The sequence below is a fragment of the Nocardioides aquiterrae genome (assembly GCF_039526625.1).
Lineage (GTDB): Bacteria > Actinomycetota > Actinomycetes > Propionibacteriales > Nocardioidaceae > Nocardioides > Nocardioides aquiterrae.
On the sequence record NZ_BAAAJE010000014.1, the window covers coordinates 1 to 26,997 of the forward strand.

At 72.8% G+C, this 26,997-nt stretch carries 26 protein-coding genes; 13 read left to right on the forward strand and 13 right to left on the reverse strand.

Annotation, left to right across the window (positions count from 1 at the left end):
• Positions 1 to 165: 165 nt before the first annotated feature.
• The 5 genes from ABD086_RS13525 to ABD086_RS13545 all read right to left on the reverse strand — a co-directional run bounded on the left by ABD086_RS13525 (position 166) and on the right by ABD086_RS13545 (position 6,485).
• Entirely contained in the window at positions 166 to 1,341 is a 1,176-nt protein-coding gene (locus tag ABD086_RS13525) for an acyltransferase family protein (protein ID WP_343908080.1), read from the reverse strand.
• A gap of 61 nt (positions 1,342 to 1,402) precedes the next feature.
• Complete coding sequence (locus ABD086_RS13530; protein WP_343908081.1) at positions 1,403 to 2,377, reverse strand: S-adenosylmethionine:tRNA ribosyltransferase-isomerase; 975 nt, start codon at positions 2,375 to 2,377, stop codon at positions 1,403 to 1,405.
• Positions 2,374 to 3,042, reverse strand: coding sequence for an SDR family NAD(P)-dependent oxidoreductase (locus ABD086_RS13535; protein ID WP_343908082.1), 669 nt, complete (start codon positions 3,040 to 3,042; stop codon positions 2,374 to 2,376). Before ABD086_RS13535 ends, ABD086_RS13530 begins: the two co-directional genes overlap by 4 nt.
• Positions 3,043 to 3,102: 60 nt before the next feature.
• Complete coding sequence (locus ABD086_RS13540) at positions 3,103 to 4,416, reverse strand: M20/M25/M40 family metallo-hydrolase (protein ID WP_343908083.1); 1,314 nt, start codon at positions 4,414 to 4,416, stop codon at positions 3,103 to 3,105.
• Positions 4,413 to 6,485: a prolyl oligopeptidase family serine peptidase gene (locus ABD086_RS13545; RefSeq protein ID WP_343908084.1), complete on the reverse strand. Its 2,073-nt coding sequence runs from the start codon at positions 6,483 to 6,485 to the stop codon at positions 4,413 to 4,415. The genes ABD086_RS13540 and ABD086_RS13545 overlap by 4 nt, the downstream gene beginning before the upstream one ends.
• Here ABD086_RS13545 and ABD086_RS13550 point away from each other — a divergent pair.
• Genes ABD086_RS13550 through solA form a run of 7 tightly spaced genes read left to right on the forward strand, consistent with a single transcriptional unit; the run spans position 6,444 to position 14,548 of the window.
• Positions 6,444 to 8,336 (forward strand): ABC transporter substrate-binding protein, encoded by a 1,893-nt coding sequence (locus tag ABD086_RS13550; protein ID WP_343908085.1) that lies wholly within the window; start codon positions 6,444 to 6,446, stop codon positions 8,334 to 8,336. The genes ABD086_RS13545 and ABD086_RS13550 overlap by 42 nt on opposite strands.
• Before the next feature lie 4 nt (positions 8,337 to 8,340).
• Positions 8,341 to 9,390: an ABC transporter permease gene (locus ABD086_RS13555; RefSeq protein WP_343908086.1), complete on the forward strand. Its 1,050-nt coding sequence runs from the start codon at positions 8,341 to 8,343 to the stop codon at positions 9,388 to 9,390.
• Entirely contained in the window at positions 9,387 to 10,298 is a 912-nt protein-coding gene (locus ABD086_RS13560) for an ABC transporter permease (RefSeq protein WP_343908087.1), read from the forward strand. The genes ABD086_RS13555 and ABD086_RS13560 overlap by 4 nt, the downstream gene beginning before the upstream one ends.
• 22 nt (positions 10,299 to 10,320) lie before the next feature.
• Entirely contained in the window at positions 10,321 to 11,301 is a 981-nt protein-coding gene (locus tag ABD086_RS13565) for an ABC transporter ATP-binding protein (RefSeq protein WP_343908088.1), read from the forward strand.
• Complete coding sequence (locus ABD086_RS13570; RefSeq protein WP_343908089.1) at positions 11,298 to 12,293, forward strand: ABC transporter ATP-binding protein; 996 nt, start codon at positions 11,298 to 11,300, stop codon at positions 12,291 to 12,293. Before ABD086_RS13565 ends, ABD086_RS13570 begins: the two co-directional genes overlap by 4 nt.
• Positions 12,286 to 13,407: an aromatic ring-hydroxylating oxygenase subunit alpha gene (locus ABD086_RS13575; RefSeq protein WP_343908090.1), complete on the forward strand. Its 1,122-nt coding sequence runs from the start codon at positions 12,286 to 12,288 to the stop codon at positions 13,405 to 13,407. The genes ABD086_RS13570 and ABD086_RS13575 overlap by 8 nt, the downstream gene beginning before the upstream one ends.
• Positions 13,400 to 14,548 (forward strand): N-methyl-L-tryptophan oxidase, encoded by a 1,149-nt coding sequence (gene solA, locus ABD086_RS13580; RefSeq protein WP_343908091.1) that lies wholly within the window; start codon positions 13,400 to 13,402, stop codon positions 14,546 to 14,548. The genes ABD086_RS13575 and solA overlap by 8 nt, the downstream gene beginning before the upstream one ends.
• Here solA and ABD086_RS13585 read toward each other — a convergent pair.
• Positions 14,511 to 15,245, reverse strand: coding sequence for a hypothetical protein (locus ABD086_RS13585; RefSeq protein ID WP_343908092.1), 735 nt, complete (start codon positions 15,243 to 15,245; stop codon positions 14,511 to 14,513). The two genes, solA and ABD086_RS13585, sit on opposite strands and share 38 nt — an antisense overlap.
• A 47-nt stretch (positions 15,246 to 15,292) precedes the next feature.
• Between ABD086_RS13585 and ABD086_RS13590 the strand changes: the two genes are divergently transcribed.
• Positions 15,293 to 16,483 (forward strand): aromatic ring-hydroxylating oxygenase subunit alpha, encoded by a 1,191-nt coding sequence (locus ABD086_RS13590; protein WP_343908093.1) that lies wholly within the window; start codon positions 15,293 to 15,295, stop codon positions 16,481 to 16,483.
• Here the strand turns inward: ABD086_RS13590 and ABD086_RS13595 are convergent.
• Positions 16,480 to 16,782 carry a hypothetical protein gene (locus ABD086_RS13595; RefSeq protein ID WP_343908094.1) on the reverse strand — a complete coding sequence of 101 codons (303 nt, stop codon included), beginning with the start codon at positions 16,780 to 16,782 and terminating at the stop codon, positions 16,480 to 16,482. The two genes, ABD086_RS13590 and ABD086_RS13595, sit on opposite strands and share 4 nt — an antisense overlap.
• Positions 16,782 to 17,132, reverse strand: a complete 351-nt coding sequence (locus tag ABD086_RS13600; protein WP_343908095.1) for a hypothetical protein — start codon at positions 17,130 to 17,132, stop codon at positions 16,782 to 16,784. Before ABD086_RS13600 ends, ABD086_RS13595 begins: the two co-directional genes overlap by 1 nt.
• Before the next feature lie 319 nt (positions 17,133 to 17,451).
• Between ABD086_RS13600 and ABD086_RS13605 the strand changes: the two genes are divergently transcribed.
• The 3 genes from ABD086_RS13605 (at position 17,452) to ABD086_RS13615 (ending at position 20,812) form a co-directional block, all read left to right on the forward strand.
• Positions 17,452 to 17,832 (forward strand): hypothetical protein, encoded by a 381-nt coding sequence (locus ABD086_RS13605; RefSeq protein ID WP_343908096.1) that lies wholly within the window; start codon positions 17,452 to 17,454, stop codon positions 17,830 to 17,832.
• Positions 17,829 to 19,034: a hypothetical protein gene (locus ABD086_RS13610; RefSeq protein ID WP_343908097.1), complete on the forward strand. Its 1,206-nt coding sequence runs from the start codon at positions 17,829 to 17,831 to the stop codon at positions 19,032 to 19,034. The genes ABD086_RS13605 and ABD086_RS13610 overlap by 4 nt, the downstream gene beginning before the upstream one ends.
• A gap of 434 nt (positions 19,035 to 19,468) precedes the next feature.
• A complete protein-coding gene (locus ABD086_RS13615) occupies positions 19,469 to 20,812 on the forward strand; it encodes an HNH endonuclease signature motif containing protein (RefSeq protein WP_343908098.1) in 1,344 nt (447 codons plus the stop codon).
• A gap of 7 nt (positions 20,813 to 20,819) precedes the next feature.
• Here ABD086_RS13615 and ABD086_RS13620 read toward each other — a convergent pair whose 3' ends face one another.
• A complete protein-coding gene (locus tag ABD086_RS13620) occupies positions 20,820 to 21,536 on the reverse strand; it encodes a nucleoside/nucleotide kinase family protein (RefSeq protein WP_343908099.1) in 717 nt (238 codons plus the stop codon).
• Between the two features lie 29 nt (positions 21,537 to 21,565).
• Complete coding sequence (locus tag ABD086_RS13625; protein WP_343908100.1) at positions 21,566 to 22,126, reverse strand: chloramphenicol phosphotransferase CPT family protein; 561 nt, start codon at positions 22,124 to 22,126, stop codon at positions 21,566 to 21,568.
• 48 nt (positions 22,127 to 22,174) lie between these two features.
• Here ABD086_RS13625 and ABD086_RS13630 point away from each other — a divergent pair, with 48 nt between their 5' ends.
• The gene (locus ABD086_RS13630; protein WP_343908102.1) at positions 22,175 to 22,363 is read left to right on the forward strand and encodes a hypothetical protein; all 189 of its coding nucleotides are present in this window, start codon (positions 22,175 to 22,177) and stop codon (positions 22,361 to 22,363) included.
• Positions 22,364 to 22,373: 10 nt separating this feature from the next.
• Here the strand turns inward: ABD086_RS13630 and ABD086_RS13635 are convergent, their stop codons facing one another.
• On the reverse strand, positions 22,374 to 23,081 hold the full coding sequence (locus ABD086_RS13635) for a hypothetical protein (protein ID WP_343908104.1): 708 nt from the start codon (positions 23,079 to 23,081) through the stop codon (positions 22,374 to 22,376).
• Between the two features lie 332 nt (positions 23,082 to 23,413).
• Between ABD086_RS13635 and ABD086_RS13640 the strand changes: the two genes are divergently transcribed.
• Positions 23,414 to 23,977 (forward strand): dihydrofolate reductase family protein, encoded by a 564-nt coding sequence (locus ABD086_RS13640; RefSeq protein WP_343908105.1) that lies wholly within the window; start codon positions 23,414 to 23,416, stop codon positions 23,975 to 23,977.
• A gap of 1 nt (position 23,978) precedes the next feature.
• On the opposite strand, the gene ABD086_RS13645 is transcribed toward ABD086_RS13640, so the two are convergent.
• Together ABD086_RS13645 and ABD086_RS13650 are read right to left on the reverse strand one after the other, a co-directional pair.
• Complete coding sequence (locus tag ABD086_RS13645; protein ID WP_343908106.1) at positions 23,979 to 25,955, reverse strand: CocE/NonD family hydrolase; 1,977 nt, start codon at positions 25,953 to 25,955, stop codon at positions 23,979 to 23,981.
• On the reverse strand, positions 25,952 to 26,992 hold the full coding sequence (locus tag ABD086_RS13650) for a P1 family peptidase (protein ID WP_343908107.1): 1,041 nt from the start codon (positions 26,990 to 26,992) through the stop codon (positions 25,952 to 25,954). The genes ABD086_RS13645 and ABD086_RS13650 overlap by 4 nt, the downstream gene beginning before the upstream one ends.
• Positions 26,993 to 26,997 lie beyond the last annotated feature (5 nt).

Here is a 26,997-nt window from a genome sequence, read left to right on the forward strand (position 1 = left end):
GCGACCCTCAACCGAGAGCCGCAACCCGCATAGGAGCGGCAGAGAACCTGGGGCGCTTCAGGCCTCGGTGGTTTCGAGGCTCGCTTCGCTCGCACCTCAACCACCGGGTACGTCCGGTGAGCCGGGCGCCGGCCGTGATCACCCGCCCGCCGTCCCCGTCGCTGCCTAGTCGGCCGCAATCCCAGGCTGCCTGCACGGTTCCGGGGTCTCGACGAGCTCGACCAACGGGGGCCTCGGTGGTTTCGAGGCGAGCTCCGCTCGCACCTCAACCACCGGTACCGCCAGAGAGCCGGGCGCAGCCGCCGACCGTCCGCCCGGCCTGAGCGCCGCGCGCAGCGGGCGCTCGACGAACCGGAAGCTCGCCTCGGACAGCGCGACGAACAGCGCGACCCAGGCCGCGTCGCCCACGAGGGTGTGCCCGAGCAGCGCGAGCGCAGCGATGCGCGCGAGGACGTTCCACAGGTAGATCGAGTACGACCGCTCGCCCAGCCACCGCATCGGCCGGCTCGCGAGCAGCTGCCGGACGGCGGACCGGGGGGCAGTGCCGACGCCCGCGAGGATGACGAGCGTCAGGGCGGTGCCGGCGAGCGTGACCAGCGCGGGCCGGTCCGTGTCGTCGTGGTGCGCCAGGAGCGGCAGCAGCACGACCGCGGCGAGGGCCGCCGGCCCGGCGCGGCGCGGCGTCCACGACAGCCGGCCGTGGTGGACGGCGATCGCGAGCAGGGCGCCGGCCAGGATCGGCAGCGCGTTCACGTCGGTGCCGAAGTACTCGTGCTGGTCGTACCGCACCGCCCGGGTCACCCCGAGGTAGACGGAGAGCGCCAGGCAGAGGGTGGCCAGCGCGGCGGCGGCGACCACGAAGCCCCGGCGGTGGCGCCGGTAGCCCCAGAGCAGCGCGAACGGCCAGACCAAATAGAACTGCTCCTCGACCGAGAGCGACCACGTGTAGTTGAAGTAGTCCCCGGTGACGAAGACGTGGTTGGACCAGTCGAAGAGGCTGGTGGTGTAGGTGACGGCGGCGCCGGCCGGCGCGAGGACCTGCCCGGTCGCGAGGTCCCGTCGAACGACGAGCAGGACGGCGGTCGTCACCACCACGACGGTGACCAGCGCCGGGACGATGCGCGCCGCCCGCCGGCCGTAGAACGCCCGGACCTCGATGGTGCCGCCCTGGAGCTCGCGGACCAGCAGCGTGGTGATGAGGTACCCCGACAGGCAGAAGAACACGGTCACGCCGACGAAGCCGTCGATGAGCGGCCGGGTCGGGGCGTGCTGACCGAGGACCAGGAGGATGGCCAGGCCGCGGACGCCGTCCAGCGCCGGATCGTGAGCACGGTCGAGCATGCGCGCCGACCTCCCTGCCTCGTCGTACCCCCGGCGCCCAGTGTGCGCCGTTCCGGTGCCCTCAGTCGCCTGGCAGCAGGAGCATCGCGTCCCCGAACTCGTGCCAGAGGTAGTCGGGGGTGAGGTCGGCGTACCCGCGTGAGACGAGGTCGGGCCCCGCCACCGCCCGCAGCAGGTCGAGGTGGGAGGCCTCCGGCTCGTGCAGGCCGGTCAACAGCCCGGACACGACCGTGGCCGGCCGCGAGGGGCCGAGGACGAGCGAGGTCCAGCCCGCCGACGGGACGACGCGACCGTCGAAGGCCGCGGACTCCAGCGCGCGGACGACCGTGGTGCCGACCGCGACCACCCGGCGGCCGGCACGCCGGGTCGAGTCGACCAGGCGCGCGGTGGCGGCAGGGACGGCGAACTCCTCGGGCTGCGGCGGCTCGTGCTTCTCCTGGCTCGCGACGCCGGTGTGCAGGACGAGCGGCGCCACCGTGACCCCCACGGCGATGAGCGAGACCAGCACCGCCGCCGTGAGCGGCCGCCCGGCCGACGGCATCTCGGCGCTGCCGGGGTGGGCGGCGTAGACGTTCTGGTGCGCGGCGATCGGCCACGACCCGCGCACGTACGGGTACCGGATCGGGCTGCCGTGCTCGGACAGGTACGCGACCCGGTCGACCGCGGGCGTGGGCACGGCCCGCCAGAGGCGTGCCTGGCCGGGCGGGTGCGGCTCGACGATGCGCAGGGACACGCCGCCCGGCAGCGGCAGGACCTCGCCCGGTACGGGCACGGCGGGGCCGCTGTTGTCGGGCTGCCGCAGCTCGACCACCCACGACCCGTCGTCCAGCGAGGTCGACACGTGGAGCCCGGGGAGGGCGGATGGCACGGTCGCGCTGGTGTTGACGACGAGCAGGTCGCCGGGGGAGAGGTACGACGCCAGGTCGCGCGCGACCGCGTGGGTGGTCCCGGCGGGCGTGACGACCGCCAGCCGGACCCCGTCGCGCGAGATGCCGCGCGCCTCCGGCGGCACGGTGGCGTCGTGGGTGGCGGTCATGCGACGTGCCGTCCGCTCGCGGTGTCGCCGAGCACGAGCGACAGCAGCCGGGGCGCGACGGAGGACGGCAGCGGCCGGTCGCTGATGTCCTCGCCCGGGAACGCCGCCTGGTGCATCTCGGTGCGCAGGTCGCCGGGGTCCACGGCGTAGACAGCCACGTTCGGCTCCTCCGCGGCCAGCACCCGCGACGCATGGTCGAGCGCGGCCTTGGAGGAGCCGTACCCGCCCCAGGTCTCGTACGGCTCGACCGACGCGTCCGACGTGACGTTCACGATCCGGCCGCGCCGCTCGCGCAGCTGCGGGAGCAGCAGCCCCGCGAGGGCGACCGGCGCGACGACGTTCACCTCGAACGTCCGCAGGTACGCCGAGGGGTCGAGGTCGGCGAGCCGGGGGAGCGGGCTGGCGCCGAGCGTGCTGGCGTTGTTGACGAGCAGGTCGGCACCCCCGAGGTCCGCCGCGGTGGCGGCCAGGGCACCGCGGTGCCACGAGTCGGTGACGTCGCCGGGTACGGCGGCGTGCGGGCCACCCGGCAGCGCGGCGACCGCGGAACCGAGTCGCGCGGCGTCGCGGGCATCAGCGACGATGGTCCAGCCGGACCCGGCGAGATGGGCGGCGAGGGCGAGGCCCAGGCCCTGGGACGCTCCGGTGATCACAGCGACAGGCATGGATCGAGGGTGCAAGTTCAAGTGAACTTCAAGTCAAGGATCCGTCCGGCGTTGGTGGGACTACGCCAGTAGCTCGCGCGCCAGCGCCACGTGGAACTCCACCGACAGCAGCAGGTCGTCCACGTGGACGCGCTCGTCGGCGTTGTGGAACCCCGCGGTGAGCACCTCCGCCGACGTCGCCCGGAACGGGCTGAAGCCGTACGCCGTCGGCGTGCCCGCCTCGCGCAGGTACACCGAGTCGGTGAAGCCGGTGCACAGCATCGGCAGCAGCTCGGCGTCGTCGCCGGAGGCGGCGAGCACCCGCGCGATCGCGGCCATCAGCTCGGTGGACGGCGACGAGGCGCTGCCGGCGATCAGCGGCTCGGGCCACTCCAGCTCGTAGGGCACGCCGGCGCCCAGCCGGGACCGGACCGCGCGCTCGACGTCGGCCTCGGTGGTGCCCGGCAGGATCCGGCAGTCCAGCTCGACCGACGCGCGCGCGGGCATCACGTTGCGCTTGACCGAGCCGTTCAGCAGGGTGGGCGCCATCGTGGTGCCGCCGAGCGCCGGGATGGAGTGCGCCAGCACCGGGTGCAGCGCGGCCGCCTCGCGCAGCGCGGCCGCGCGGTCGGCGTACGAGCCGACCAGGACCGACAGCATCGCGTCGACGTGTGGCGACTCCTGCGGCGTGGGCATCCCGAGGCCGACGCGCCGCAGCAGCTCGCCCAGCAGCGGGACGGCGTTCGCGCCGACGTCGGGGGTCGACGCGTGCCCGGCCTCCCCGACGGCGACGACCCGGACCGGGTAGGTGCCCTTCTCGCCGACGCTGACGGTCTGCACGACCCGGCCGTCGGCGAGCGGCAGCCGCTCGCCGCCGCCCTCGTTGATCGCGAGGTCCGGCCGGACGTCCGGGCGCGCCTCGAGCAGCCACCGCATGCCGACGTCGGCCATGCCGTCCTCCTCGTCGGCGACGGCGATCAGCCACAGGTCGCCGCGCGGCCGGAACCCGGTCCGCGCGAGCTCGGCCATCGCGACCGCGCGGGCGGCGACCTCGTTCTTCATGTCGATCGCGCCACGCCCCCACAGCCAGCCGCCCTCGTCGACGACCGCTGCGAACGGAGGGTGCGTCCAGTCCCGCGGGTCGGCGGGGACGACGTCGAGGTGGCCGACGAACGCCAGCGACGGGGCGCCACCGGTGCCGGGGATCCGCGCGACCAGGTTCGCCCGGCGCGGGTCCCGCGCGACCAGCTCGCAGTCGACGCCCGCACCGGCCAGGTAGTCGCGCAGGTACGTCGCCGGCCCGGTCTCGTGGGCGTCCAGGCCCGGCGCGTTGCTGGTGTCGAACCGGATCAGGGCCCGGGTGACCTCCAGGACCTCCTCGAGGAGGGGGGTCACGAGAGCCGGTCCAGGATCCAGGCGTACACCTCGGCCTCGTACGCCAGGTGCCCGAAGCGTCCGGACGGCCCGGTGTGCGCACCGGCGCCGGTCTCGACTCGGAACAGGCAGCGGGGCGACCAGTCCGGATCGGTCTCCCGCAGCCGCGCGACCCACTTGGCCGGCTCGTGCACCATCACCCGCGGGTCGTGCAGCGCGCCGGTCACCAGCAGGTCCGGCCGGCCTCCGGCCGGCGGCGGGTTGTCGTACGGCGAGTAGGCCAGCAGCCAGTCGAAGTCGTCCTTGCGCCGCGGGTCGCCCCACTCGTCCCACTCGGTGACCGTGAGCGGGATCGAGGCGTCGAACATCGTGGTGACGACGTCGACGAACGGCACCTCGGCGACGACCGCGCGCCACCGGTCCGGGCGCTGGCTGAACACCGCGCCCTGCAGCAGTCCGCCCGCGCTCAGGCCGCGGGTCGCGATCCGGTCCGGGTCCACCAGCCCGTCGCGGGCCAGCCCGTCGGCCACCGCGACGTGGTCGTCGAAGGTGTGCTGCTTGTGCTCGAGCTTGCCGTCGAGGTACCAGCGCCGCCCCATCTCGCCGCCGCCCCGGTTGTGCGCGTAGACCCAGACGACGCCGCGGTCGAGCAGGCTCGGCAGCGCGGGGTCCCAGGTGGGCTCGTCGACGGCGCCGTACGAGCCGTAGCCGTAGAGGAGCGCGGGAGCGGAGCCGTCCAGGGGCGTGTCGCGGTGCCGGAGGATCGTCGCGGGCACGAGGGTGCCGTCGGCCGAGGGGAACGTACGGCGCTCGCTCACGTACCGCTCCGGGTCGTGGCCGGGCGCCTCCTGCTCCCAGACCGTCTCCAGCACCCCGGTCCCGAGGTCCCAGGTGCGCGCCACCCCGGGCCGCAGCCAGGACTCCTCGAGCACGGTGACCGGACCGTCGTACCGTGGCGAGCGCAGGAGGTCGGCCTCGACCCGCTGCGACCCGGCCCTGAGGTCGTCGTGCGGCACCAGCACGAGCTCGCGGTGGCCGCCGGTGCGGACCGTCAGGAGCACGCCGGCGGCGAAGGCGTCCGCCCGGACCAGCGTCTCGTCCGGCGACTCCGGCCGGGCCTCGACCCAGACCGACGCGTCCTGGTCGGCGCCGTCGGGGACCGGGGCCGTCATCAGGCGCCCCTCGACCGCGCCGTCGTCGGTGACCACGAGCAGGTCCCCGCCGCCGTCGGCCCGGCGGCGGTGCTCGGCGTGGTAGCGCACCCCGGCGCGGCGGCCGCCGACCGACCACGGCCCGCGGGTCACGTCGTGCGCGTCGACGACCCAGCACTCCGAGGTCGTGTTGCTCTCGCTCCAGAGCACGAGGCAGTCGCCGCTCCGGGTGCCCCGCACCTGGACCTCGAACCGCTCGTCCGGCTCCTCGAGGACGAGCACGTCGTCCGCGACCGGCGTGCCGACCCGGTGCCGCCACACCTGGAACGGCCGGTACTGCTCGTCGTGGACCGTGTAGAGGAACCACGCGGAGTCGGCGCTCCACGCGCCGCTGTAGTAGCTGCGCGGCACCACCTCGTCGAGGTCCGCGCCGGTGCGCAGGTCGCGGAACCGCAGCTCGTAGACCTCGTCGCCGTCGCGGTCGAAGGAGTACGCCAGCAGGTCCTCCGACGGGCTGACCACCGTGACCCCGAGATCGAGGTACCCGGTGCCACGGTCGGGGTCCGTCGCGAGCGATTCGACGTCGAGAACGACCTCCGGCGCGTGATCCGGTTCCGATTCGGTTGCGGAACCGACGGTCTCCCTCATCAGATCCGCGTAGTCACTCCCGGTCCGGGCCGCCGTGTAGTAGGCATACCTCGTACGCCGCCAGCGCGCCGACAGGTCCGACTCCGGGAGCCGGGCGACCATCTCGGCCCGCAGCGTCGAGACCAGGGAGTCCAGATGGGCACACGCAGAGTCGTAGTAGGTCCGCTCGGCCCGCAGGTGGCCGGTCAGCGCGTCGCCGCCGGCGGCCATCCAGGCGTACGGGTCCGGCCGCGGGACGCCGTGCTCGCGGTGCTCGAACGGCTCACGGTCCGCCACCGGGGGCTGCGTCATGGGCGCCAACGTACAACCGTCGTCGCCTTCGCAGCGTTCGCAGCGGTATCCCTGGTTCCAGGTCTGGCTGTCGGCTCGCCGGCCGCCGCCGACCAGCCGGTCACGCTGACGATCGGGGTCCTCAACGACGCGGACTCGCTGAACCCGTTCGTCGGGATCGAGGCGACGTCGTTCGAGATGTGGCAGCTCACCTACGACTACCTGGTCACCTACTCGACCAAGGACCTCTCGCCGGAGCCCTCGCTGGCGGAGAGCTGGGACACCTCCGACGACGGGCTGACGTGGACCTTCCACATGACCGACAAGGCGACCTGGTCCGACGGCCGGCCGCTGACCGCCGAGGACGTCGCCTACACCTACAACCGGATCATCGACGGCGGCCCGGAGGCCGCCACGTGGGGCGCGTACCTCGCCCAGGTCACCCAGGCCGAGGCCACCGACCCGACCACGCTCGTGCTGCACCTGAAGAAGCCGAACTCGAGCCTGCCGCTGCTGCCGATCCCGATCGTCCCCGAGCACGTCTGGAAGAGCGTCGCCGAGAAGGACGTCAAGACCTACAAGAACGAGCCCACCGACGGCCAGCCGGTCGTGGGCTCGGGACCGTTCCGGATGGTCGAGGGCAGCGCGGGCGGCTCGACGTACGTCTTCGAGGCCAACCCCCACTACTGGAAGGGCGCCCCGCACGTCGACCGGGTCGTGTTCCGCGTCTACAAGAGCGCGGACCCGATGGTCCAGGCGCTGATCAAGGGCGAGGTCGACTTCGTCGACGGCATCAACGCGCTCGAGGTGAAGTCCCTCCAGGGCCGAGACGGCATCACCGCCCAGAACGGCAACGCGCCGAGCTTCAACGAGATCGCGTTCAACACCGGCGCGGTGGACACGAAGACCGGCGAGCCGATCGGGGACGGCAACCCGGCACTGCAGGATGCGGCGTTCCGGCACGCCCTGGGCTACGCGATCGACACCCGGAAGATCATCGACAAGGTCTACCAGGGAGCGGGCGTCCCGGGCAGCGTGATCATCCCGCCGGCGTTCACGACGTGGCGCTGGGAGCCGTCGCCGGACCAGGCCTACACCTACGACCCCGAGAAGGCGGGACAGCTGCTCGACGACGCGGGCTACGCGAAGGGCGCCGACGGCCTGCGCACGATGCCCGACGGGTCGCCGATCGGCACCCTGCGGCTGGTCGCCCGCTCCGAGTCCCCGACGTCGCTCAACACCATGAACTACTTCAAGGAGTGGCTCGCGGACATCGGCATCAAGGCCGACGTCGTCAGCATGGAGTCGTCCAAGCTGACCAACGTCATCCTGGACGGCGACTTCGACGCGTTCGAGTGGGGCTGGTACGTCGACCCCGACCCGACCACGATGCTCGACTACATGACCTGCGGCCAGCGCGGCTCCTGGTCGGACTCGTGGTACTGCAACGACGCCTACGACAAGCTCTACCAGGAGCAGCTGGTCGAGATGGACCGGGACAAGCGCGTCGAGCTGGTCCACCAGATGCAGCAGATGGTCTACGAGGACGCGCCGTACCTCGTCACGGCGTACGACACCATCGGCGAGGCGTTCCGCAGCGACCGGTTCGCCTGCTTCGCCCAGCAGCCCGACCCCGGCGGCGTCTGGCTCTTCCAGTCCGGCGTCTACAGCTACCTGCACGTGCGTCCCGCGGCGGACGCGGGCGACTGCGGCGGCGCGACCAACGCCACGGCCGCGAGCACCACGTCCGGTGAGTCCGGCTCGGTCGGCACCGGTGTGGTCGTCGGCATCGGCGCCGTCGCCGTGGTGGTCGCCGGGCTGGTCGTGCTCGTCGCCCTGCGCCGGCGCCGGACCGCGGGGGACCGGGAGTGACCCGGTGAGCATCGTCGCGGCGGGTCCGGGCGCCGCCGCGGCGGAGGCCGCCGAGGCCACCCGGCGGCGGCGCCGGGGCTACGGGCGCTACGCGGGGGTCAAGGTGCTCGGCGCCCTCGGCAGCCTGCTGTTCATGCTGGTCGTGAACTTCTTCCTCTTCCGGGTGCTGCCCGGCGACCCGGCCCGCACCCTGGGCCGCGGGCGGCTGAGCACCCCCGAGCAGCTCGCGGAGTTCAAGAAGACCTACGGGCTCGACGAGCCGGTCCTCCAGCAGTTCGTCACCTACCTGGGCAACCTGCTGCACGGCGACCTGGGCTACTCGATCCTCTTCCACAAGAACGTCTCCGAGGTGCTGCTCGAGCGGTTCTGGCCGACGCTGCTGCTGGTCGGCACCTCGACGGTGCTGGCCGCGGCGATCGGCGTGTGGCTGGGCATCCGCGCCGGGTGGGACCGGGCCAGCCCGCTCGACCGGTTCACCACGGGCGGCTCGCTGACCCTGTACTCGATGCCGGAGTGGTGGCTCGGCCTGCTGCTGATCGCGGCGTTCGCGGTGGGCATCGGGCCGCTCCCGGGGATCTTCCCCACCGGCGGGCTGCACTCCGTCGACGTCGACCCGGCGTCCGTGCAGGGCGTGCTCGACACCGCCTGGCACCTGACCCTGCCGGTGATCACGCTGACGCTGGCGTACCTCGCCGACTACGCGCTGATCATGCGCGGCTCGCTCATCGACGAGCTCCGGTCCGACTACCTGACGACCGCGCGGGCGAAGGGGCTGCGCGACGTGAAGGTCCGCGACCGGCACGCGGTGCCCAACGCGCTGCTGCCGACCACGACCGTGGTGGCGCTGAACTTCGGTTTCGTGGTCGCCGGCGCGATCACGATCGAGACGATCTTCTCGATCCCCGGCCTGGGCCTGCTCACGACCGACGCGCTCGCCGTCCCCGACTACTGGCTGCTGCAGGGCGTGTTCATGCTGTCGTCGGCGGCCGTGATCGCCGCGAACCTCGGCGCCAACCTGCTCTACGGCTGGCTCGACCCGCGGGTGCGGACATGAGTACGACGCCCGTGCCCGCGCTCACCGCGCGGCAGCTCGCCCGCCGGCGCCGCCGGGCGGCGTTCACGCACTCCTGGCGCCGGTTCCGCAGGAGTCGCACCGGCACCGCCGGGCTGCTCGTGCTGGCCTTCTTCGTGCTGGTCGCGCTGTGCGCGCCCCTGCTCGCGCCCGCGGAGGGGCTCCAGGTCACCCAGGCCACCGGCGGCGTGCTCGAGCCGCCGTCCCGCGAGTTCTGGCTGGGTACCGACGCCAACGGCAGGTCGGTGCTCACCCTGCTCATCTGGGGCGCCCGCATCTCGCTGTTCGTCGGCCTGATGGCCACGCTGATCTCGATGCTGATCGGCACCCTGATCGGGCTGACGTCCGGCTACTTCGGCGGCTGGGTCGGCGCCGTGCTGTTCCGGCTCACCGAGTGGTTCCTGGTGATCCCGTTCCTGCCGCTCGCGATCGTGCTGGCCACCGTGCTGGGCCGGTCGCTGGTCAACATCGTGATCGTCATCGGCGTGACCTCCTGGCCCGGCACCGCGCTGCTGATCCGCAGCCAGGTGCTGTCGATCAAGGAGCGGCCGTACGTCGAGCGGGCCCGCGCTCTCGGGGCCGGGCACCGGCACCTGATCGGCCGGCACCTGCTGCCGAACGTCGTCCCGATCGTCTTCGCGAACACCACCCTCACCGTGGCGATCGCGATCCTGTCGGAGACCACGCTCAGCTTCCTGGGCCTCGGCGACCCGACCCGGGTGTCGTGGGGCTCGATGCTCGACGAGGCCTACAGCGTCGGCGCGATCACCACCGGCTCGTGGTGGTACTTCGTGCCGCCGGGGGTCTGCGTGGTGCTCGTCGTGCTGTCCTTCACGCTGGTCGGCCAGGCGCTCGAAGAGGTCCTCAACCCGAAGCTGCGCGAGCGGTGAGGGCCAGGCGGAGGACGGGGCGATGAGCGAGCTGCTGCGGATGGAGAGCCTCTCGGTCACCTACCGGACCGAGGAGGGGCCGCTGCCGGCCGTCCGCGACGTCGACCTGGTCGTCGACCGCGGCGAGGTGGTCGGCGTGGCGGGGGAGTCGGGGTGCGGGAAGTCCACGCTGGCCAGCACCGTGCTGCGGCTGCAGCCGGCGTCGGCGACGGTGACCGGCACCGTCCTGGTCGACGGCGAGGACGTGCTCACGATGCGCTGGGCCGACCTGCGCGCGCTGCGCTGGGCGGGCGCGTCGATCGTCTTCCAGGGTGCGCTGCACTCGCTGAACGCGGTCCGCCGGGTCGGCCAGCAGATCGCCGAGCCGATCCGGCTGCACGAGCCCTCGGTGTCCGACGCCGAGGTGGACCGCCGGGTGGGCGAGCTCCTGGAGGAGGTCGGCCTGCCGGTCTCGCGGGCGCGGGCGTACCCGCACCAGCTCTCGGGCGGGCAGCGGCAGCGGGTGATGATCGCGATGGCGCTGGCCTGCCGGCCCGCGCTGATCATCGCGGATGAGCCGACCACCGCGCTGGACGTGATGGTGCAGGCGCAGGTCCTCGACGTGCTGTCGGCGCTGGTGCGCGAGCGCGGTGTCGGGATGCTGCTGATCAGCCACGACCTGTCCGTGCTCGCCGACATGAGCGACCGGATCGCGGTGATGTACGGCGGCCGCGTGGTCGAGCAGGGCCGGGCGGACCAGCTGTTCACCGACCCGCTGCACCCGTACACCACCGCGCTCGGCGCGTCGTTCCCGCGGGTCGGCGACCCGGCGGCGCGGTACGCCCCGGCGGGGCTCGCGGGCGACCCGCCCGACCCGCGGGAGCTGCCGCCCGGCTGCTCGTTCCACCCGCGGTGCCCCCTGGCGAGCGAGGAGTGCACGCGCGCCGAGCCGGTGCTCGAGTTGAAGCGGCCGGACCGGTCCGTCGCGTGCGTCAAGGTGCCGGTGACGGGTGGGGCGCGGTGACCGGCCTGACCCTGGAGGCCCGCGACCTGGCGGTCGCCTTCCTGCTGCGCGGCGGGGAGGTCGCCACGGCGCTCGACGGCGCGGACCTGACCGTGCGCAGCGGCGAGATCGTCGCGCTCGTGGGGGAGTCCGGGTCCGGCAAGACCACGCTGGCCCGGGCGCTGGTCGGCCTCCAGCCCCCGAGCCGCGGCGAGGTCCTGGTGGACGGCGTCTCGCTGGGCTACCGCACCCGGGACCTCAAGCCGTTCCGCCGCCGGGTGCAGATGATCCTCCAGGACCCGGCCGGCGCGCTGAACCCGCGGCACACCGTCTACGACTCGGTCGCGGAGGGGCTGCGCCTGCACGGGCTCTCGGTCAACGAGGAGCAGCAGGTCGCCGAGGCGCTCGCCATGGCCGGGCTGCGCCCGCCGGAACGGCTGTTCCTGCGCTACCCGCACGAGCTCTCCGGCGGGCAGCGGCAGCGGGTGCTGATCGCCGGCGCGCTCGCCCTGAAGCCGGACCTGCTGATCGCCGACGAACCGGTGTCCAGCCTGGACGCCTCGATCCGCGGCGAGATCCTCGCGCTGCTGCTGAAGCTGCGCGCCGAGCTCGGCCTCGGCGTCCTCGTGGTGACCCACGACCTCGGCCTGGCGTGGAACATCGCCGACCGCACCGCGGTCATGTACCTCGGCCGGATCGTCGAGGCCGGCCCGACGGAGGAGGTCGTCGCGGCGCCGCAGCACCCCTACACGCAGGCGCTGCTGTCGGTCGTGCCGGAGATCGACCGGCTCGAGCCCGTCGTGCTCGAGGGCGAGGTGCCCGACCCGACCCGGATCCCCCGTGGCTGCCGCTTCCACCCGCGCTGCCCGGCGCTCGCCAGCGGCCTGGCGGTGCTGGTCGAGGACGCGTGCCGGACCGTGCCGCTGCCGGTGCTGCCCGCCAGCGAGGGGCACCGGGCCGCGTGCCACCTGGCGGCGGCCCGCCTGGAGTCGGAGGAGTGGAGCCATGGCTGACCTGCAGGCGGCGCTGCCGCGGGAGATGTACGTCGACGCCGGCGCGTTCGCCCGCGAGCGCGACGCGGTGCTCTACGGCGAGTGGTTCTGCGTCGGACGCGTGGCCGACCTCGGCCTCGACCAGCCGAGCCGGATCGCGGTCGTCGACGTCGTGGGGGAGTCGGTGCTGGTCACCAGCGACACCGGCGGCGCGCTGCACGCGGCGTACAACGTCTGCCGGCACCGCGGCTCGCAGCTGTTCACCGCACTGCCCGGCGCGGCACCGGTCTGCACCGCGGCCGGGTCGCTGCGCTGCCCCTACCACTCGTGGACGTACGCGCTCGACGGGTCGCTGCTGCGCGCGCCGCACGCCGACCTGGCGCCGGACGAGATGCCGGACTTCCGGCTGTCGCCGGTGGCCGTCGACACCTGGGCGGGGTTCGTGTTCGTGCACCTCGGCGCGCCCGCCGGCCCGCTCCTCGAGGCGATGGCGCGGCCGGACCGGACGCTCGCGAACTACCGGATGGGCGAGCTGGTCACCGGGCTGCGGTTCACCTACGAGGTCGCGGCCAACTACAAGGTGCTCGCCGAGAACTACAACGAGTGCTACCACTGCGGGCCCGTCCACCCGGAGCTCACCCGGCTGGTGCCGGCGTTCGGCGGCGGTGGCGCCGACATCGACTGGGACGGCGGCGTGCCGCACCGCGAGGGCGCGTGGACGTTCACGATGAGCGGTACGACGGAGCGCGCGCCGTTGCCCGGGCTCGACGCGGCCGAGCGCGAGCGGCACAAGGGCGAGCTGGTGCACCCCAACCTGATGCTGTCCGCGTCCGCCGACCACGTCGCGGCGTTCGTGCTGCTGCCGCAGGCGGTCGACCGCACCCGGGTCGAGTGCGTGCTGCTGTTCCATCCGTCGGCGGTCGCCGACCCGGCGTTCGACCCGTCCGACGCCGGCGACCTCTGGGACCTGGTCAACAAGCAGGACTGGGCGATCTGCCAGTCCGTGCAGCGCGGCATGTCGTCGCGGTCGTACACGCACGGGTGGTTCGCGCCGATGGAGGACGACTCCGCGGACATCCGCCGCTGGCTGCTGCCGCGTCTCGACAGGCTCGACGACCGGGGGCGCGATGACTGAGCGCTTCGACCACGTGGTCGTCGGCCTGGGCGCGCTCGGGTCGGCGGCGGCGTACCACCTCGCCCGGCGCGGCCGGCGGGTGCTCGGGCTGGAGCGCTTCGAGCTCGGCCACCACCGCGGCGCCAGCCACGACGCCAGCCGGATCCTGCGGCACAGCTACCACACGCCGGAGTACGTCCGGCTGACGCAGGCGGCGTACGACGACTGGGCGCGGCTGTCCGCGGACGCCGGCCGCGAGCTGGTCACGGTCGTCGGCGGGCTCGACCTGTTCCCGCCGGAGCCGGCGATCCCGATGGCCGACTACACGGCGTCGCTCGCCGAGGTCGGCGTGCCGTTCGAGCTGCTCGACGTCGCCGCGATCGGCGCGCGCTGGCCGCAGTTCTCGCTGCCGGCGGGGACGGTAGGGCTCTACCAGGAGCGCGGCGCGATCGTGCCCGCCTGGCTGGGCACCGCCACCATGCAGGACCTGGCCCGGGCGCACGGGGCGGTGCTGCACGACCGCGCGCACGTCGCCTCGGTGACCGGCTCGTCGGTCACGCTGGTCGACGGCACCACCTACGCGTGCGAGAGCGTCGTGGTGTGCGCGGACGCCTGGACCGCGAGGCTGCTGGCGCCGCTCGGTCTCGACCTGCCGCTGACGGTGACGCTCGAGCAGGCGACGTACTTCGCGCCGGAGCGGCCCGAGGACTTCGCGCCGGGGCGGATGCCGCTGTGGATCTGGATGGACGACCCGTCGTTCTACGGGTTCCCCTGCTACGGCGAGCCGACGATCAAGGCGGCGCAGGACTGCGGGGGACCGGCGGTCGACCCGGACGCCCGCGGCTCGGAGGTGTCCGAGGAGATGCTCGCGCTGCTCGCCGGCCACGTGGGCCGGATGCTTCCGGGGTCGGGCCGGCCGGTGCGGTCGCTGCGCTGCCAGTACACGCTCACGCCGGACCGGGACTTCGTCGTCGACCGGGTGCCGGGGTATCCGTCGGTCGCGGTCGGTCTCGGGGCGGGGCACGGCTTCAAGTTCGCGCCGACCTTCGGGCGGCTGCTCGCGGACCTGGCGACCGGAGCGCGCGAGTCGGTGTCGCCGACGTTCGCGCTGGACCGGCCGGCGCTCACGGACCCGGCGTACTCCGCGCACTGGCTCGTGTGACGTGCAGCAGGTCGAAGCCCTTGACCAGCCACGCCGTGCCGAAGGCCCACACGGACCCGACCTCGCCCGCGTAGAGCGACGTCAGCCACCCGATGTCGAGGTCGACGGCGCGGCCCAGGGCGACCCACGCGACCGCGGCGAGGATCGCGATGCCGCACGCGCGGTGCAGCCGCGGGTGGCCGCCGCCGTACCGCTGGTCGCGGCGCGCGAACACGAAGCACAGTGCGGCCAGGCTGAGGATGAACACCCCGGCGCAGGTGAAGTGGATCGCGGCGACGGTCTGCTCGCCCCAGCGCTCCTGGAGCGGGGTGGGCGGCCCGCCGTACATGGCCGGCCGGCTGGTCGGCAGCAGCGCGACGCCGAGGACGGCGGTGCCGGCGAGCGTGCTCAGCCAGTAGTCCCAGGTCCGCGGCTGGGCCGCCAGGTAGGTCAGCAGCAGGCAGCCGGTGATGCAGAGGGCGCCGACGAAGAGGTCGCGGGCGCCGGAGTGGTAGTAGGCGCTCAGCGAGCCGCGCGCCGTGAGCGACCCGCGGAGCACCAGGGCGTCGACCACCCAGAGCACGAACGGGAGCAGGACGCCGATCGCGCCCACCACGGTGCGGATCAGCAGGTAGGACCGCGCGTAGAGCACCGCGGGGTCGGTGCGGTCCCGCAGGTCGGCCGGCCGCTCGAAGGTGGCCGTCGTCAGGTTCAGCATGTCGTCCTCCTCGGGAAGCGGCACAATCCATACATGACGAGGGCCCGATGAGCGATCTGGTACGTCTGCAGGACGAGGTGCGTGCCCGAGGCGGCTCCGTCCCCGCCATGCTGCCAGCGGTCGCCTACACCTCGGCGGAGGTGCTGGCGTGGGAGCGGCGGCACCTGTTCGCCGGCGGGTGGACCTGCCTGGGCCGGCTCGACGAGCTGCTGCCGGACGCGCTCGAGGACGGTAAGCCGGCGACCCAGCGCGCGGTGATGGTGGGCGACGTGTCCGCGCTGCTGACGGCGTCGTCGGGCCGGGTGCGGATGTTCGCGAACACCTGCCGGCACCGGGCGCACGAGCTGCTCCCGGACGGGGCCGCCTCGGACCGGCGGTCGGTGGTCTGCCCGTACCACGCCTGGTCCTACGACCTCGCGGGCGACCTGGTGGCCGCGCCCGGCTACCGCGACGAGCCCGGGTTCGACGCGGCGGCGTACCCGCTGGTGGAGCTGCCGGTGGAGGTGTGGCACGGCTGGGTGTTCGGGCACGCGCTGCATCGGCTGGGCGACCCGGACGTGGCGCCGTTCGCGGACTGGATCGGCGACCTGGACCGGATCGTGTCGGCGTACGACCCGGCCGGGCTCGTGCTGGCCGAGCGGCACTCGTACGAGATCGCGGCGAACTGGAAGATCGTCGCCGAGAACTACCACGAGTGCTACCACTGCCCGCTGATCCACCCCGAGCTGTGCCAGGTCACGCCGCCGACGTCCGGCGACAACTACGACTCGCCCGGCGCGTGGGTGGGCGGCTCGATGGTGCTGCGCGAGGGGATGGCGACGATGTCGCTGACGGGGGAGTCGAACGGACTGCCGATCCCGGGTGTGTCGCCGACCGCGGTCGAGTACCTGCACCTGCTGCCGAACCTGCTGATCTCGCCGCACCCGGACTACGTGATGACGCACCGGCTGGTGCCGCTCGCGCCGGGCCGGACCTGGATCGAGTGCTCCTGGTACCTGCTGCCCGCCGCCGACGGCTCGGTGCCGGACCCGGCGTTCGCGGTGGAGTTCTGGGACCTCACCAACCGCCAGGACTGGGCCGCCTGCGAGTCCGTGCAGCGCGGCCTGGAGTCCCCGCACTATGCGCCGGGACCGTTCTCGCCGCGCGAGGACGCCGTCGAGCGGTTCGTGGCGCTTGTCTCCCGGGCGTACGCCGGGCTGCCGGTGCACGACTACACGCACAAGGACGCCGTGGTCTAGCGCCTCTGGAACTCCCAGGCCGTCCGGATCGCCTGCTGGACGGCCGCCGGGTCCGCGTGCGCCAGGTAGGCCTCCACCTTGTGGTGCGCCTCCATCCGCGGCGGGACGCCGAAGGTGTCGGGGTGGGCGTCGAGCAGCGCCTCGCGATCGTGGAGCGGCACCCGGATGACCGCCGTGTCGGGGTCCTGGAGCCGGACGACGAGGCGGTCGTCGACGTACCACGCCGGCCGCGCCTGGGTGCCCTTGCGCTTGACCCCGAGCAGGGACTCGGCGTAGGCGCCGATCTCCTCGGGAGACATCACTCGCCCTGGGCCCAGGCGGCGACGGGGATCGCGAGGTAGACGCCGACGCTCGTCGTGCCTGCCGCGTCCACCACCGCGTCGCGGAGCCGGTCGCATCGTTCCTGGAGCGACTCGGCGCGGCCGGCGGACCATTTGGAGCGGACCTCGACGACGACGTCGAGACCGCCGGAGTCGCGCTCACCCCTGGCCCGGAAGCGGAGGTCGACGTCGCCCGGGCGCAGGTCGCCGTCGTACGGCTCCTCGGGGCACGCGACGGCCAGCGAGACGGCGTGGGGCAGGGCGTCGGCGAGTCGCTGCAGGGTCGCCGCGGGGACGGCGGGATCGTGGGTGACCTCGACGATGGGCATGTCGCGACGCTAGGTCGCAGCTGAGGGCGATGTCGATGCCCGGATCACGGGGCGCGCCGGGACCTCCGGCCGTGATCGCAGACCGTGAGCGGACCTGAGCAGCGGCGCACTCATGGGCTGCTTGTTGCCTTGACCCAGGACTGCCTGGCGAGGCTCGGTCCAGGCGCCCGAGCTGAGGTCCGCGCGCGCTCGGAACAGGGCTTGAACCCGAGAAGGCGGCGGCCACATCAACGGACCGCGATGGTCCACATGGGCTAGAGACGCCCGACGCTGCCCGAGGTACAAAGCACTGTAGCGACCGGTCAACCTGGAGGCGACGATGCCGGACGACGACGAACTCGCAAAGAGCGAGCTTGAACCGATAGTTGTTCTTCTGCCCCTTCGACAGATCGATGGGGTGCTCTGGGAACTCCACAAGCCGCGAGGCTGGATCAAGGTGGACTTCGAGGGCGCCGTGGCGGACAAGGGGAAGATCTACGCGTCAGCCAAGGCCGCGTACGCGGGCGGTGCAACGGTGGTGGTGCCCAAAGAGGCCGGCTACCACCTCGCTCAGTTCCCCGACGCTGACGGCAATCTTGTGTCACTTCGGATCGAGGTCACCTCGCCGCTGGTTGAAGCGACGGAAGCGAAGACCCTGGCCGACCTGGATGTGCGCGATCTGTCCACCTCGGACCGAATGATTCGGGCGGACCGGTTGTGAACGAAAGCGAAGCGCTCATCATCGCGCTGGCCGCAGCTCTCTCGGCCGGTGGCGGCTATGCGGCAGCCAAGGCGGGCGCTGCGAAGAGCGCAGGGGCCGCCCCAGCGCCTGCGCCCGCGCAACCGGCACCCGCCGAGGACCCAAAGCCGCATGCTAGAGAGGACCCTGAGAAGGCAGCCGGCGAGGACGCCAGCTCCGGAGACTCATGGCGAACGGGGCTCGTTAGTCAGTGGGGTGGTGTCATCACGACCCTGAGCGGGCTCGCCGCCGCCTTGGGCACGTACTCCCTCACCAAGACCCTCGGAACCGGTGACCTCAGCCAGCGAGAGACCTACGCGGTCGTTGCCGCGGCTGTCGCATTTGCGGTCGGCGTCGGCATGCTCCTCATGATTCCGGTGAGCCTACGTGCGAAGAGCAAGGTCCTGGTCGCGGATGCCGTTGAGCGTCAGAACAGGTGGAACAGCAAGAAGCACGGCGGAAGGAAAGGGAAGCTCGTCGTTCCGGCGTCCTCCCTGTTCGGCTACGCGGACATCACAGCGTTCGACCGGGCTAACGAAGACTTGGTCAAGGACCTTCGTGAGACCTACTGGGAGCAAGGGCAGGCGCCGCCGCCCGACAAACTGGCACGGGTGCGGTTCTTTGGTCAGCAACGGCGCCAGATTGAAGACATCGTGGCAACCGTCGAGTTGCGCCGCGCGTCCCGCAGAGCAGCGATCTTCGCCGTGGCCGGCATGGTTCTTGCGGTGGTCGGGTTCACGACCGCCACGGTCATCAACAACAGCAGCGTTCGCGATGCGAAACTGACTGACGCGAGGACTGAACGGGCTAACACGGTCGCTGACGCCCGAACTCAGCAGTTCTACAAGATGGTGGATGCCGCTCAAACGCACACCCGCTCGCTGCAGACGAAGGTCCTCGACGACGCCCTCGCTCAGCCGTCGGTCGGCTCCGTGCTGCCAGCACTGCCGTCGGCAGTAGTCGTCACCTTCCCTGACGGAAAGACCGCTGCTGACGCGCTCGGAGTTCCCGCAGCCGACCTGGACGCCGCCTGTTGGAGCGAGCGGACTGGATCAGCACTCGCAGTGGGTGAACCACCTGCTGGCACCGACCCGAATCGCGTCGTGTTCGTCGCCTTCCCTGCGACCAAGCAGTGCCCCGCCGGGGCGGCCTGGGTCGAGGTCGGGTGGCGCGTCGCCGCGTAGCTGTCTGCGTCGTTGACACTGCCCACACGGATCGCGGCGGCTCGATCCACGGGGACAGGACTCTGACTCCAGCGCGACCGGCTCGCATCCCCACACCGGCTCTTCGGCAAGTCGCTTCCGGACCCTGGTGGTGTTCGTGGTCGTCGCGATTGCCGCCGGCCTGGTGGCGGCGCTCGTCGGCGCGCTGGCCCGGCGCACGCGCGGCTGACGGGCGCCCCCGCTGCCGGCCCGCTCCGGTCGGCTCGGGTTGCGACCGACATGGCAGCGACGGGGGAGGCGGACGTCGGGTCGCGGCTGCTTCCCGGCGCACCGCCGGCGGGTGGCCGCACACCGGAAGTAAAGACTCGAAGAAAGATTCGGAAAGTGTCTCACATCGCGAGATATCGGGCCTGGATCAGGGCCTGATTGTCGGTGGTGCCTGCTGGACTAGAGGCATGCACGAAGGACAGCTGGAGGCGATGACCGAGGAGCAGATCCTCGATGCCGCGTCCTGTTGCGCCGACACGATCCGGGATGCGGAGACCGACTTGCTGCAGCTCGCCTACCAGTGGGCGATCGTGCACTCACCCGACCGCCTCGACCCCGCGACCGCCGCGCTGCCGGGCCGCGAGCAGGCCCGGCGGTACGGCGGCGCCGGGACCCCGGCGGTCACCGAGTTCGCCGCCGCGACGTTCGGGGCCCGGATCGGGCGGTCGACCTACGCGGGCCGGCAGCTGATCGCCGACGCCCTGGACCTGCACCACCGCCACCCCCAGCTCTGGGCCCGGGTCCAGGCCGGCGAAGTGCGCGCCTCCTACGCCCGGCACGTCACCAAGCAGACGCGGGACCTCACCCCGGAGCAGGCCGGCTACGTCGATGCCGGCGTCGTGGAGTCAGCGGACGGGCGGATCACCTGGACCCGGTTCGAGGCCCTGGTCGAGGCCAAGGTCGCCCAGGCCGCCCCCGAGGTCGCCCGGGAGAAGGAGCAGCGGCGCGCGGCGGCAACCTTCGCGCGCAAGACCGCGAACGAGGGCAACGGGATGGCCTCGTTCCTGATCCGCGCCGACGCCGCGACCATCAACGCCATCGACGCCGCCGTCACCGCCTTCGCCCAGCACCTCACCACCGCGTTCCCCGACGCCACCGACGACGAACGCCGGGTCCTGGCGGTGCTGTTCCTGATCCACGGCACCACGATTCCCGAGGCATCCGACGAGCCGGATCTACCCGATGTGGCGGACCTGCTCCCGACGGTGGTGCTGTTCGTGCACATGTACGCCGGCGCCGACCGCGAGAAGGTCGTCCGGGTCGAGGGCCACGGCCCCGTGACCGGGGACTGGGTCCGCGACGTCCTCGGCCCCAAGGCCAGGTTCACCATCCAGCCGGTCCTCGACCTCGAAGGCCAAGCCCCGGTCGACGCCTACGAGATCCCGGACCGACATCGCCAGGCCGTGCGCCTGATGACGCCGGCCGACGTGTTCCCCTACGCCACCTGCACCGCAGGCTCCACCGGCAGCCCGATGCAGGTCGACCACACCATCCCCCACGACCACGGCGGCGTGTCAGGGATCGGGAACTACGGCCCCCTGACCACCACCCACCACCGGATCAAGACCCACGGCCACTTCGAGTGCCGACAACCCTTCCCCGGCATCTACGTCTGGCGCGACCCCTACGGCGCGTACTACCTGGTCGACCACACCGGCACCCGGCACGTCCCGCACCGGTGCAGACCCCAGGTCATCGAGCTCTACCGCGCCCCGTTCCGGATGGAGATCGACCCCGGGTGGGCAGCGTGAGGTCGGGTCACCGGATCACGAACGGTGCCGCCCAGTCGTGGTTGTCGATGACGACGTCAGCCCGCGAGACGGGGCCGACCTCCGCGAGGTAGATCGCCTCGGCAACCGCGTATCGGTCCCGGTGCACCCGGGTCGCCTCGTCCGCGCCGTCCCTCGAGCTGTCGCGCGCGACGCCGCGGTCCAGCGACTGAACGGCAGCGACCTCGAGCCAGATCCGGTAGTCCCACAGGTCGTCCCACTCCGGCCGGAACGCGAAGACGGTGTCCACGATCAGCACGGCGTCGGGGCCGGCCCGGACGACGACGTCGCGGTGGTCCCTGCCGGTCAGGGGATCGTGCGCGCACAGGACGACCTGGCCCGACCCCGACGGTCCGGCGGGCTCGAGCAGCAGGCGTCGCACCGAGGCGTGGTCGTGGGCGTTGCGGTAGTAGCCCACGCCGGAGACCCGGTCGTACCCGTGCTCGCTCGCGTGCTGCCACGGGTGCTTGAAGTCGTCGAGGGACGCCCGCAACGTCGGTCTACCGAGCGCTCGGACGGCGGCTGCGAGCTCGTGGGCGAAGGAGGTCTTGCCGGCTGCGGTCCGGCCGTCGACGGCGACCCGGAGCCGCCGCTCCGAGCGCGCCAGGATCTCCGTTGCCACCCGCGTCACCAGGTCGGACCGGGACGACGAGGCCGCCGGCGGCACCGGCTGGCGCCAGGTCGACACGGACTCGAAGGCCTCCACGCGCCGAGGTTAGCGAGGTTCCGGTCGGTTCAGGATCGACGCCTGCGCAGCCGGTCGAACGCCTTGTCCGGGCCCAGCGCAGTGAGCTCGGTCGCGATGGCGACCGCGCACGCTTCCGGGTTCAGGTGGGTGGTGTCGACGGCGATGTCGCGGTCATCGTGCCGGAAGACGCGCTGGGAACGGGCCAGGCCGGCGGGACGATCCCCCCGTGCGCGCTCGCGTCGGTCCAGCTCGTCCGGCTCGCAGTGCACGTCCACGACGGTCACGTCGAACCCCTCCAGCACGTCGAGCAGGTCCTCGAGGCGCCAGCGCTCGCTGAGCGGGTAGTCCATGATCACGTCGTTGCCGACGGAGGCCACGGCGGCGACTGCTCGGTGGTAGCCAAGGCGCGTCCGACGCAGCATGTCGTCGATCTCGTCCTGGTCGAGGACGCGGGTGTGTGGGGTGGAGCGCATCGCTCCGAGTGTGTCCACGGGGAAGAGGAACCACGGGTCGGGCAGGACGTGCTGGAGCGCGCGACCGATGCTGCTCTTCCCGGAGCTCGACGCCCCGTTCAGGAGGATGACGCGGCCGCGGCTGTCGGACTCCACGGCGCACGACCCTATCGACCGGATCCGTGACCGTGCGACAGTCGTCGCATGACACCAGCAGGCATCGTCGCGGTGCTGGTCGTGCTGGCCGTCGTGATCGGGCTCGCGAGCCTCACCGCGATCGGCGAGCATCGCCGAGGGGGACGGCCCGCCGTCGTGGTCATCGCGGGCCTGTTCTTCCCCTTGGCGTGGATCGCCTGGTACGCGCACGACGAGCAGTCGCCCCGCCGCCGCTGACCCTCTGCGCTCAGGGACGGCACGACCGGTGCGAGGCATCCAGCAGCCGGTCGGCTGCCGGCTCCTCGACCTCGACGGGTTGGCCGAGCCCGAGGATCGCGACGTCCCAGGTGGCGTCCCGCAGTGAGGTGAACAGCTGACGGACGCTCCCGTCGACAGCGCTCGCCGGAAGGTCCGCCAGGGCGTCATCGATGGCGGCACCGGTCACGGTCCACCCGCGGAGGCTCCCGTCGAGCACCTCGATCGACACGTCCAGGCGCACTGCGCCCAGGTCGCCGGCGGCCGTGCTGACGAGCTTCTGGAAGCCGATCGCCGCGAGGACGTCCGCGAGGCTCGCGCTGGCGTTCCCGGCGTGCACGCCAGGTGCGTCGTGGGTCTGGGCAGACACGACCGGGACAAGGCCTGGCGGGACCCAGGTGGCGTCGGCCTCCGTCACACGCGTCCAGCAGTCCGGCGCGAAGATCGAGCCGTCGTACAACGCCTGCGCGAACGTCGACCTGTCGACGACCACGGTCGTCACCGTGACGTGTCCCTCCTTCGGGTAGACAGCCCGCATCGTGGTCCGGACCGTGTGCTCGGGGAAGTTCCACTCACCCGCAACCGTGGGTAGGCCCGCGATCGGGGCGCTTGATGTCCTCGACACCTCCACCTGCGTGAAGCCCGTGCCGGCGGCGACGAGCTCGCGCCACGCCCGCCGCAGCTCCGCTCGGGACAGCACGGCCACCGCCGGTTGCGAGCTCGCCGTCGCGCTCCCGGGCGCTGTGGCCGTCGGCGCGGGTGCCGTATCCCCGTCCGAGCCGCTCCCGCAGCCGCCGACGAGCGCGAGCGCCAGGCACGCCACCGCGGCGGAGGCGCCCCGCCACCCCGGCCGACGGGTCGGGCGGGCGGTCCGAAGACGGGTGGCGACGAGCACGGTGGGTGAGTGTCCTTCGGATGAGGTCCGAGCAGTATGCGAACCCGACCAGCGGCGGACCAAATCACCCGTACCGATGACCCTGGCGCGCGGCGCCGGTCTGTACACCGGAATCCCACACACGGAAGGCTCACGCCATGCGCACCCTCACCTACGGCATGAACGTGAGCCTGGACGGCTACATCGCAGCGCCGGGCGACGACATCACCTGGACCGCGCCGAGCGACGAGCTGTTCCAGTGGTGGTCCGACCGGGTCGGGGAGACGGACCTGGCGCTGTACGGACGCAAGCTGTGGGAGGCGATGAGCTCCTACTGGCCCACCGCCGACCAGCAGCCCGGCGTCACCCCCGCAGAGGTCGAGTTCGCCCACCGCTGGCGCCGGATGCCGAAGGTGGTGTTCTCCTCGACGACCGGCACGGTCGACTGGAACACCCGGCTGGTCACCGGCGACCCGGTCGCCGAGATCACCCGGCTCAAGGCCGAGGACGGCGGACCCATGGACATCGGCGGCGCCACCCTTGCCGCGGCCGCCATGCGCGCCGGGCTGATCGACGAGTACGTGCTGGCCACCGCGCCGGTCCTGGTGGGCGGCGGCACGCCGTTCTTCACGGCCCTGGACAACTGGGTCGACCTCGACCTCGTGGAGACCCGCACGTTCCCCGGCGGCGTGGTCCTCACCAGGTACGTGACCAGGCGCTGAGCTACCCCCGCACCGCCCTCGGGACCGACTCCCGCCAGGTCCGCCGCGACACCTCGGCGCCGTCGAGCGCCGCGACGGTCTCGATGGCCACCTCGTACGACGCGCCGGTGATCGTGACGTCCATGGTCGACTCGACGTGCACGTCGATGCCCGGCCAGGTGAGGTCGAACGTCGTCACCGCGTGCGCGGTCTGCTCCCACGTACGCCGGTCGACGGTCACCGCGCCGAGGTAGTCCTCGCGGGCGGTGCCGTCGTACGGCGTCTCGTACTCGCTCACCGTGCGGGTGCGCGCGGTGGTCGTGCGGCGCAGGACGTCGTCCTCGATCGACCAGCCGACGCCCTCCGTCGACTCCGAGGAGTGCTCCGCGCCGGGGGTGAGGACCGGCGTGGGGAAGGAGCCCTCCAGCAGCGGCAGCGACACCGAGCCGGCGTGCACGGTCAGCACCACCGGCGCGGGCGGGGCGATCGTGTTCGGCCAGTCCGAGCCGGCGACGCTGACCCGCAGCCGGTGGCCGGGCGACCAGTCGTAGGCGCAGGCGTCCAGGTCGAGCTCGACGTCGTACTCGTGGCCCGGCACCAGCGGCGACGGGACGCCGTGCACGCCGTCGCGGAAGGCCAGGTCGAGGGTGCCGCGCGAGACCAGCGCGGACGTGCCGTCCGCGAAGACGTCGCAGAGCTTCACCGACAGTGAGGCGAGCGGCCGGTCGGCCGAGACCCGCAGCTGCGCGCGCGGGTGGCCCACGACGGGGCGGGACGGCGGCGCGGCGTCCCAGGTCAGCGAGCGCGCGTCGTCGAGCCGCTGGTCGCCGGACTGCCCCCAGGGCAGGTGGCCGGCGCAGTCGATCCAGGCCGCGGTGCCGGTGTCGGGAGCCACGACGAGCGCCGCAGGCCCGGCCAGCGACACCGACCACGGCCGGGTGGGCGGCACCGACGGCAGCGACAGCCAGTAGCCCGCGTGCAGGTCGAGGTCCGGCTCGGGGAGCGTCGACGTGCGGACGAACACGTCGCACCCCGACGCGGTTTCGAGGCTCGCCGCTGGCGCTCCTCGCACCTCAACCACCGGGTCGGCGTCGCGCAGCCACCGGTCGAACCACGCGGCCATCTCGACGTCCAGGTCGATGCGCGGGCCCGGCATCGCGGTCCGCGGGTCGGCATGCGCCCAGGGGCCGGCCAGCAGCCGGTGCGGGACGCCGCGGGACGCCAGGGCCGCGACCGTGCGGAAGGAGTTGTTGCGGTACCCGTCCGCCCAGCCGGCGACCAGCATCGTCGGCACCTCGAGCCGCTCGTAGCCCGCGCCGGTGGCGCCCAGCCGCACCGAACCGCCGCGCCAGTAGTCGCCGTGCACGCTCTCCCGCAGCCAGGTCAGGACCCACGGCTCGTTGGTCGCCAGCCGCCGGAACCACTCGTCCCGCCAGGACGCTCCGCCGTCGTCCGGCCACACCGCCGGCACCGGCGGCAGCACGCACATCGGCGTCATGTAGTGGCAGTAGTCGACCAGGTCGACGAGCTTCAACGCTCCACCGCGCCAGTGCACGTCGTCGGTCCACCGGTCGTCGCTGCTGTAGATCGCGAACACCGCGGCCAGCCCCGGCGGGCGCTCGCACGCGAGCTGGAGGGAGTTGAAGCCCGAGTACGACGTGCCGAACATCCCGACCCGCCCGGTGCACCACTCCCGCTCCGCCAGCCAGGCGATCACCTCGACCAGGTCGGCCTGCTCCGCGGGCGGGTACTCGTCGGTCGCGTCGCCCGACGACGACCCGGTCCCGCGCACGTCCACCCGGCAGACCGCGAACCCGAACCGGTCGCGCAGGTCCTCGTAGCCGACGGCGTACGACCAGGTCAGGTCGTCCTTGCGGTAGGGCAGCGCCTCGAGCAGGCACGGCTGCGGCCCGTTCGACGGGTCGGGCAGGTACAACGTCGCGGCGAGCTCGACGCCGTCCCGCACCGGGATGCGCACCTCCGACGTCGACCCGCTCACGACAGCAGCGCCAGGACTTCGGGGGAGTGCAGCGACTCGCTGGTGTGGCCGTCCCGTCCCACGACGACCGGCGCGGTGAACATCGAGTTCAGGACGGCCTCCTCGGCGGCCTCGGCGACCGCCGTGAACAACGGGTCGAGCGCCCGGCCGCCGAGCGGCGTCCCGTCCAGCTGCTGGTCGCGGTCCAGCCGCAGCCCGAGCCCGAAGCCCAGGAAGATCTCGCCGCTGCCGTGGTGCGCGACCGAGCCGGCGCGGCCCAGGCCGAGCCCGATCCGGCGCGCCAGCCGGGCACACGCGGCGCCGTCGACGGGCGCGTCGGTGACCACGATCCCGATGCAGGACCCCGCCGGCTTCGGAGGCGCGGACGGCGCCGGCGGCAGCAGCCGGCCGACGGGTACGCCGCCGACGACGAGCTCCTCGCGCGTCCCGAAGTTCGTCAGCAGCAGCACCGCCACCGTGTGGTCGCCGACGACCCGGGACGCGGTGCCGATGCCGCCCTTGAAGCCCAGGCAGGACATGCCGGTGCCGGCGCCCACCGCGCCCTCACCCGGAGGGTCGGACGAGCCGCGGGACGCCAGTGCGGCCGCATGCGCGGCGACCACGTCGTCGGCTGTCACGTGCATCCGCCGGCAGTCGTTGAGGAACGAGTCGTCGCACTCGCCGACGACCGGGATCACGACGTCCTCCGCGACCCCGCCGTCGCGGTCCAGCTCGATCCCGCACGCGGCGTCGTACACGCGACCCAGCTGCATCGTCGACGTCAGGTGGACCGGCGTCTCGGCCGCGCCCCACTCCGCTGCTGTGATGAAGCCGGTGCACTCGCCGGCGCCGTTGAGCACCGCGCCGCCGGCCGGGACCGGCCGGCGGTAGGCGTCCTCGGCGAGCACCAGGCAGGTCACGCCGGTGCGCGCTATGACCGGGTCGTCCCGCCACACGGTGGCGTGCCCGAGGCCGACCCCGGCGACGTCGAGCACGGAGTTCGTCGGGCCGGTCGGCAGCACCCCGATCCGGACCCCGACCTCACGCGCGCGCGGCATGCCGC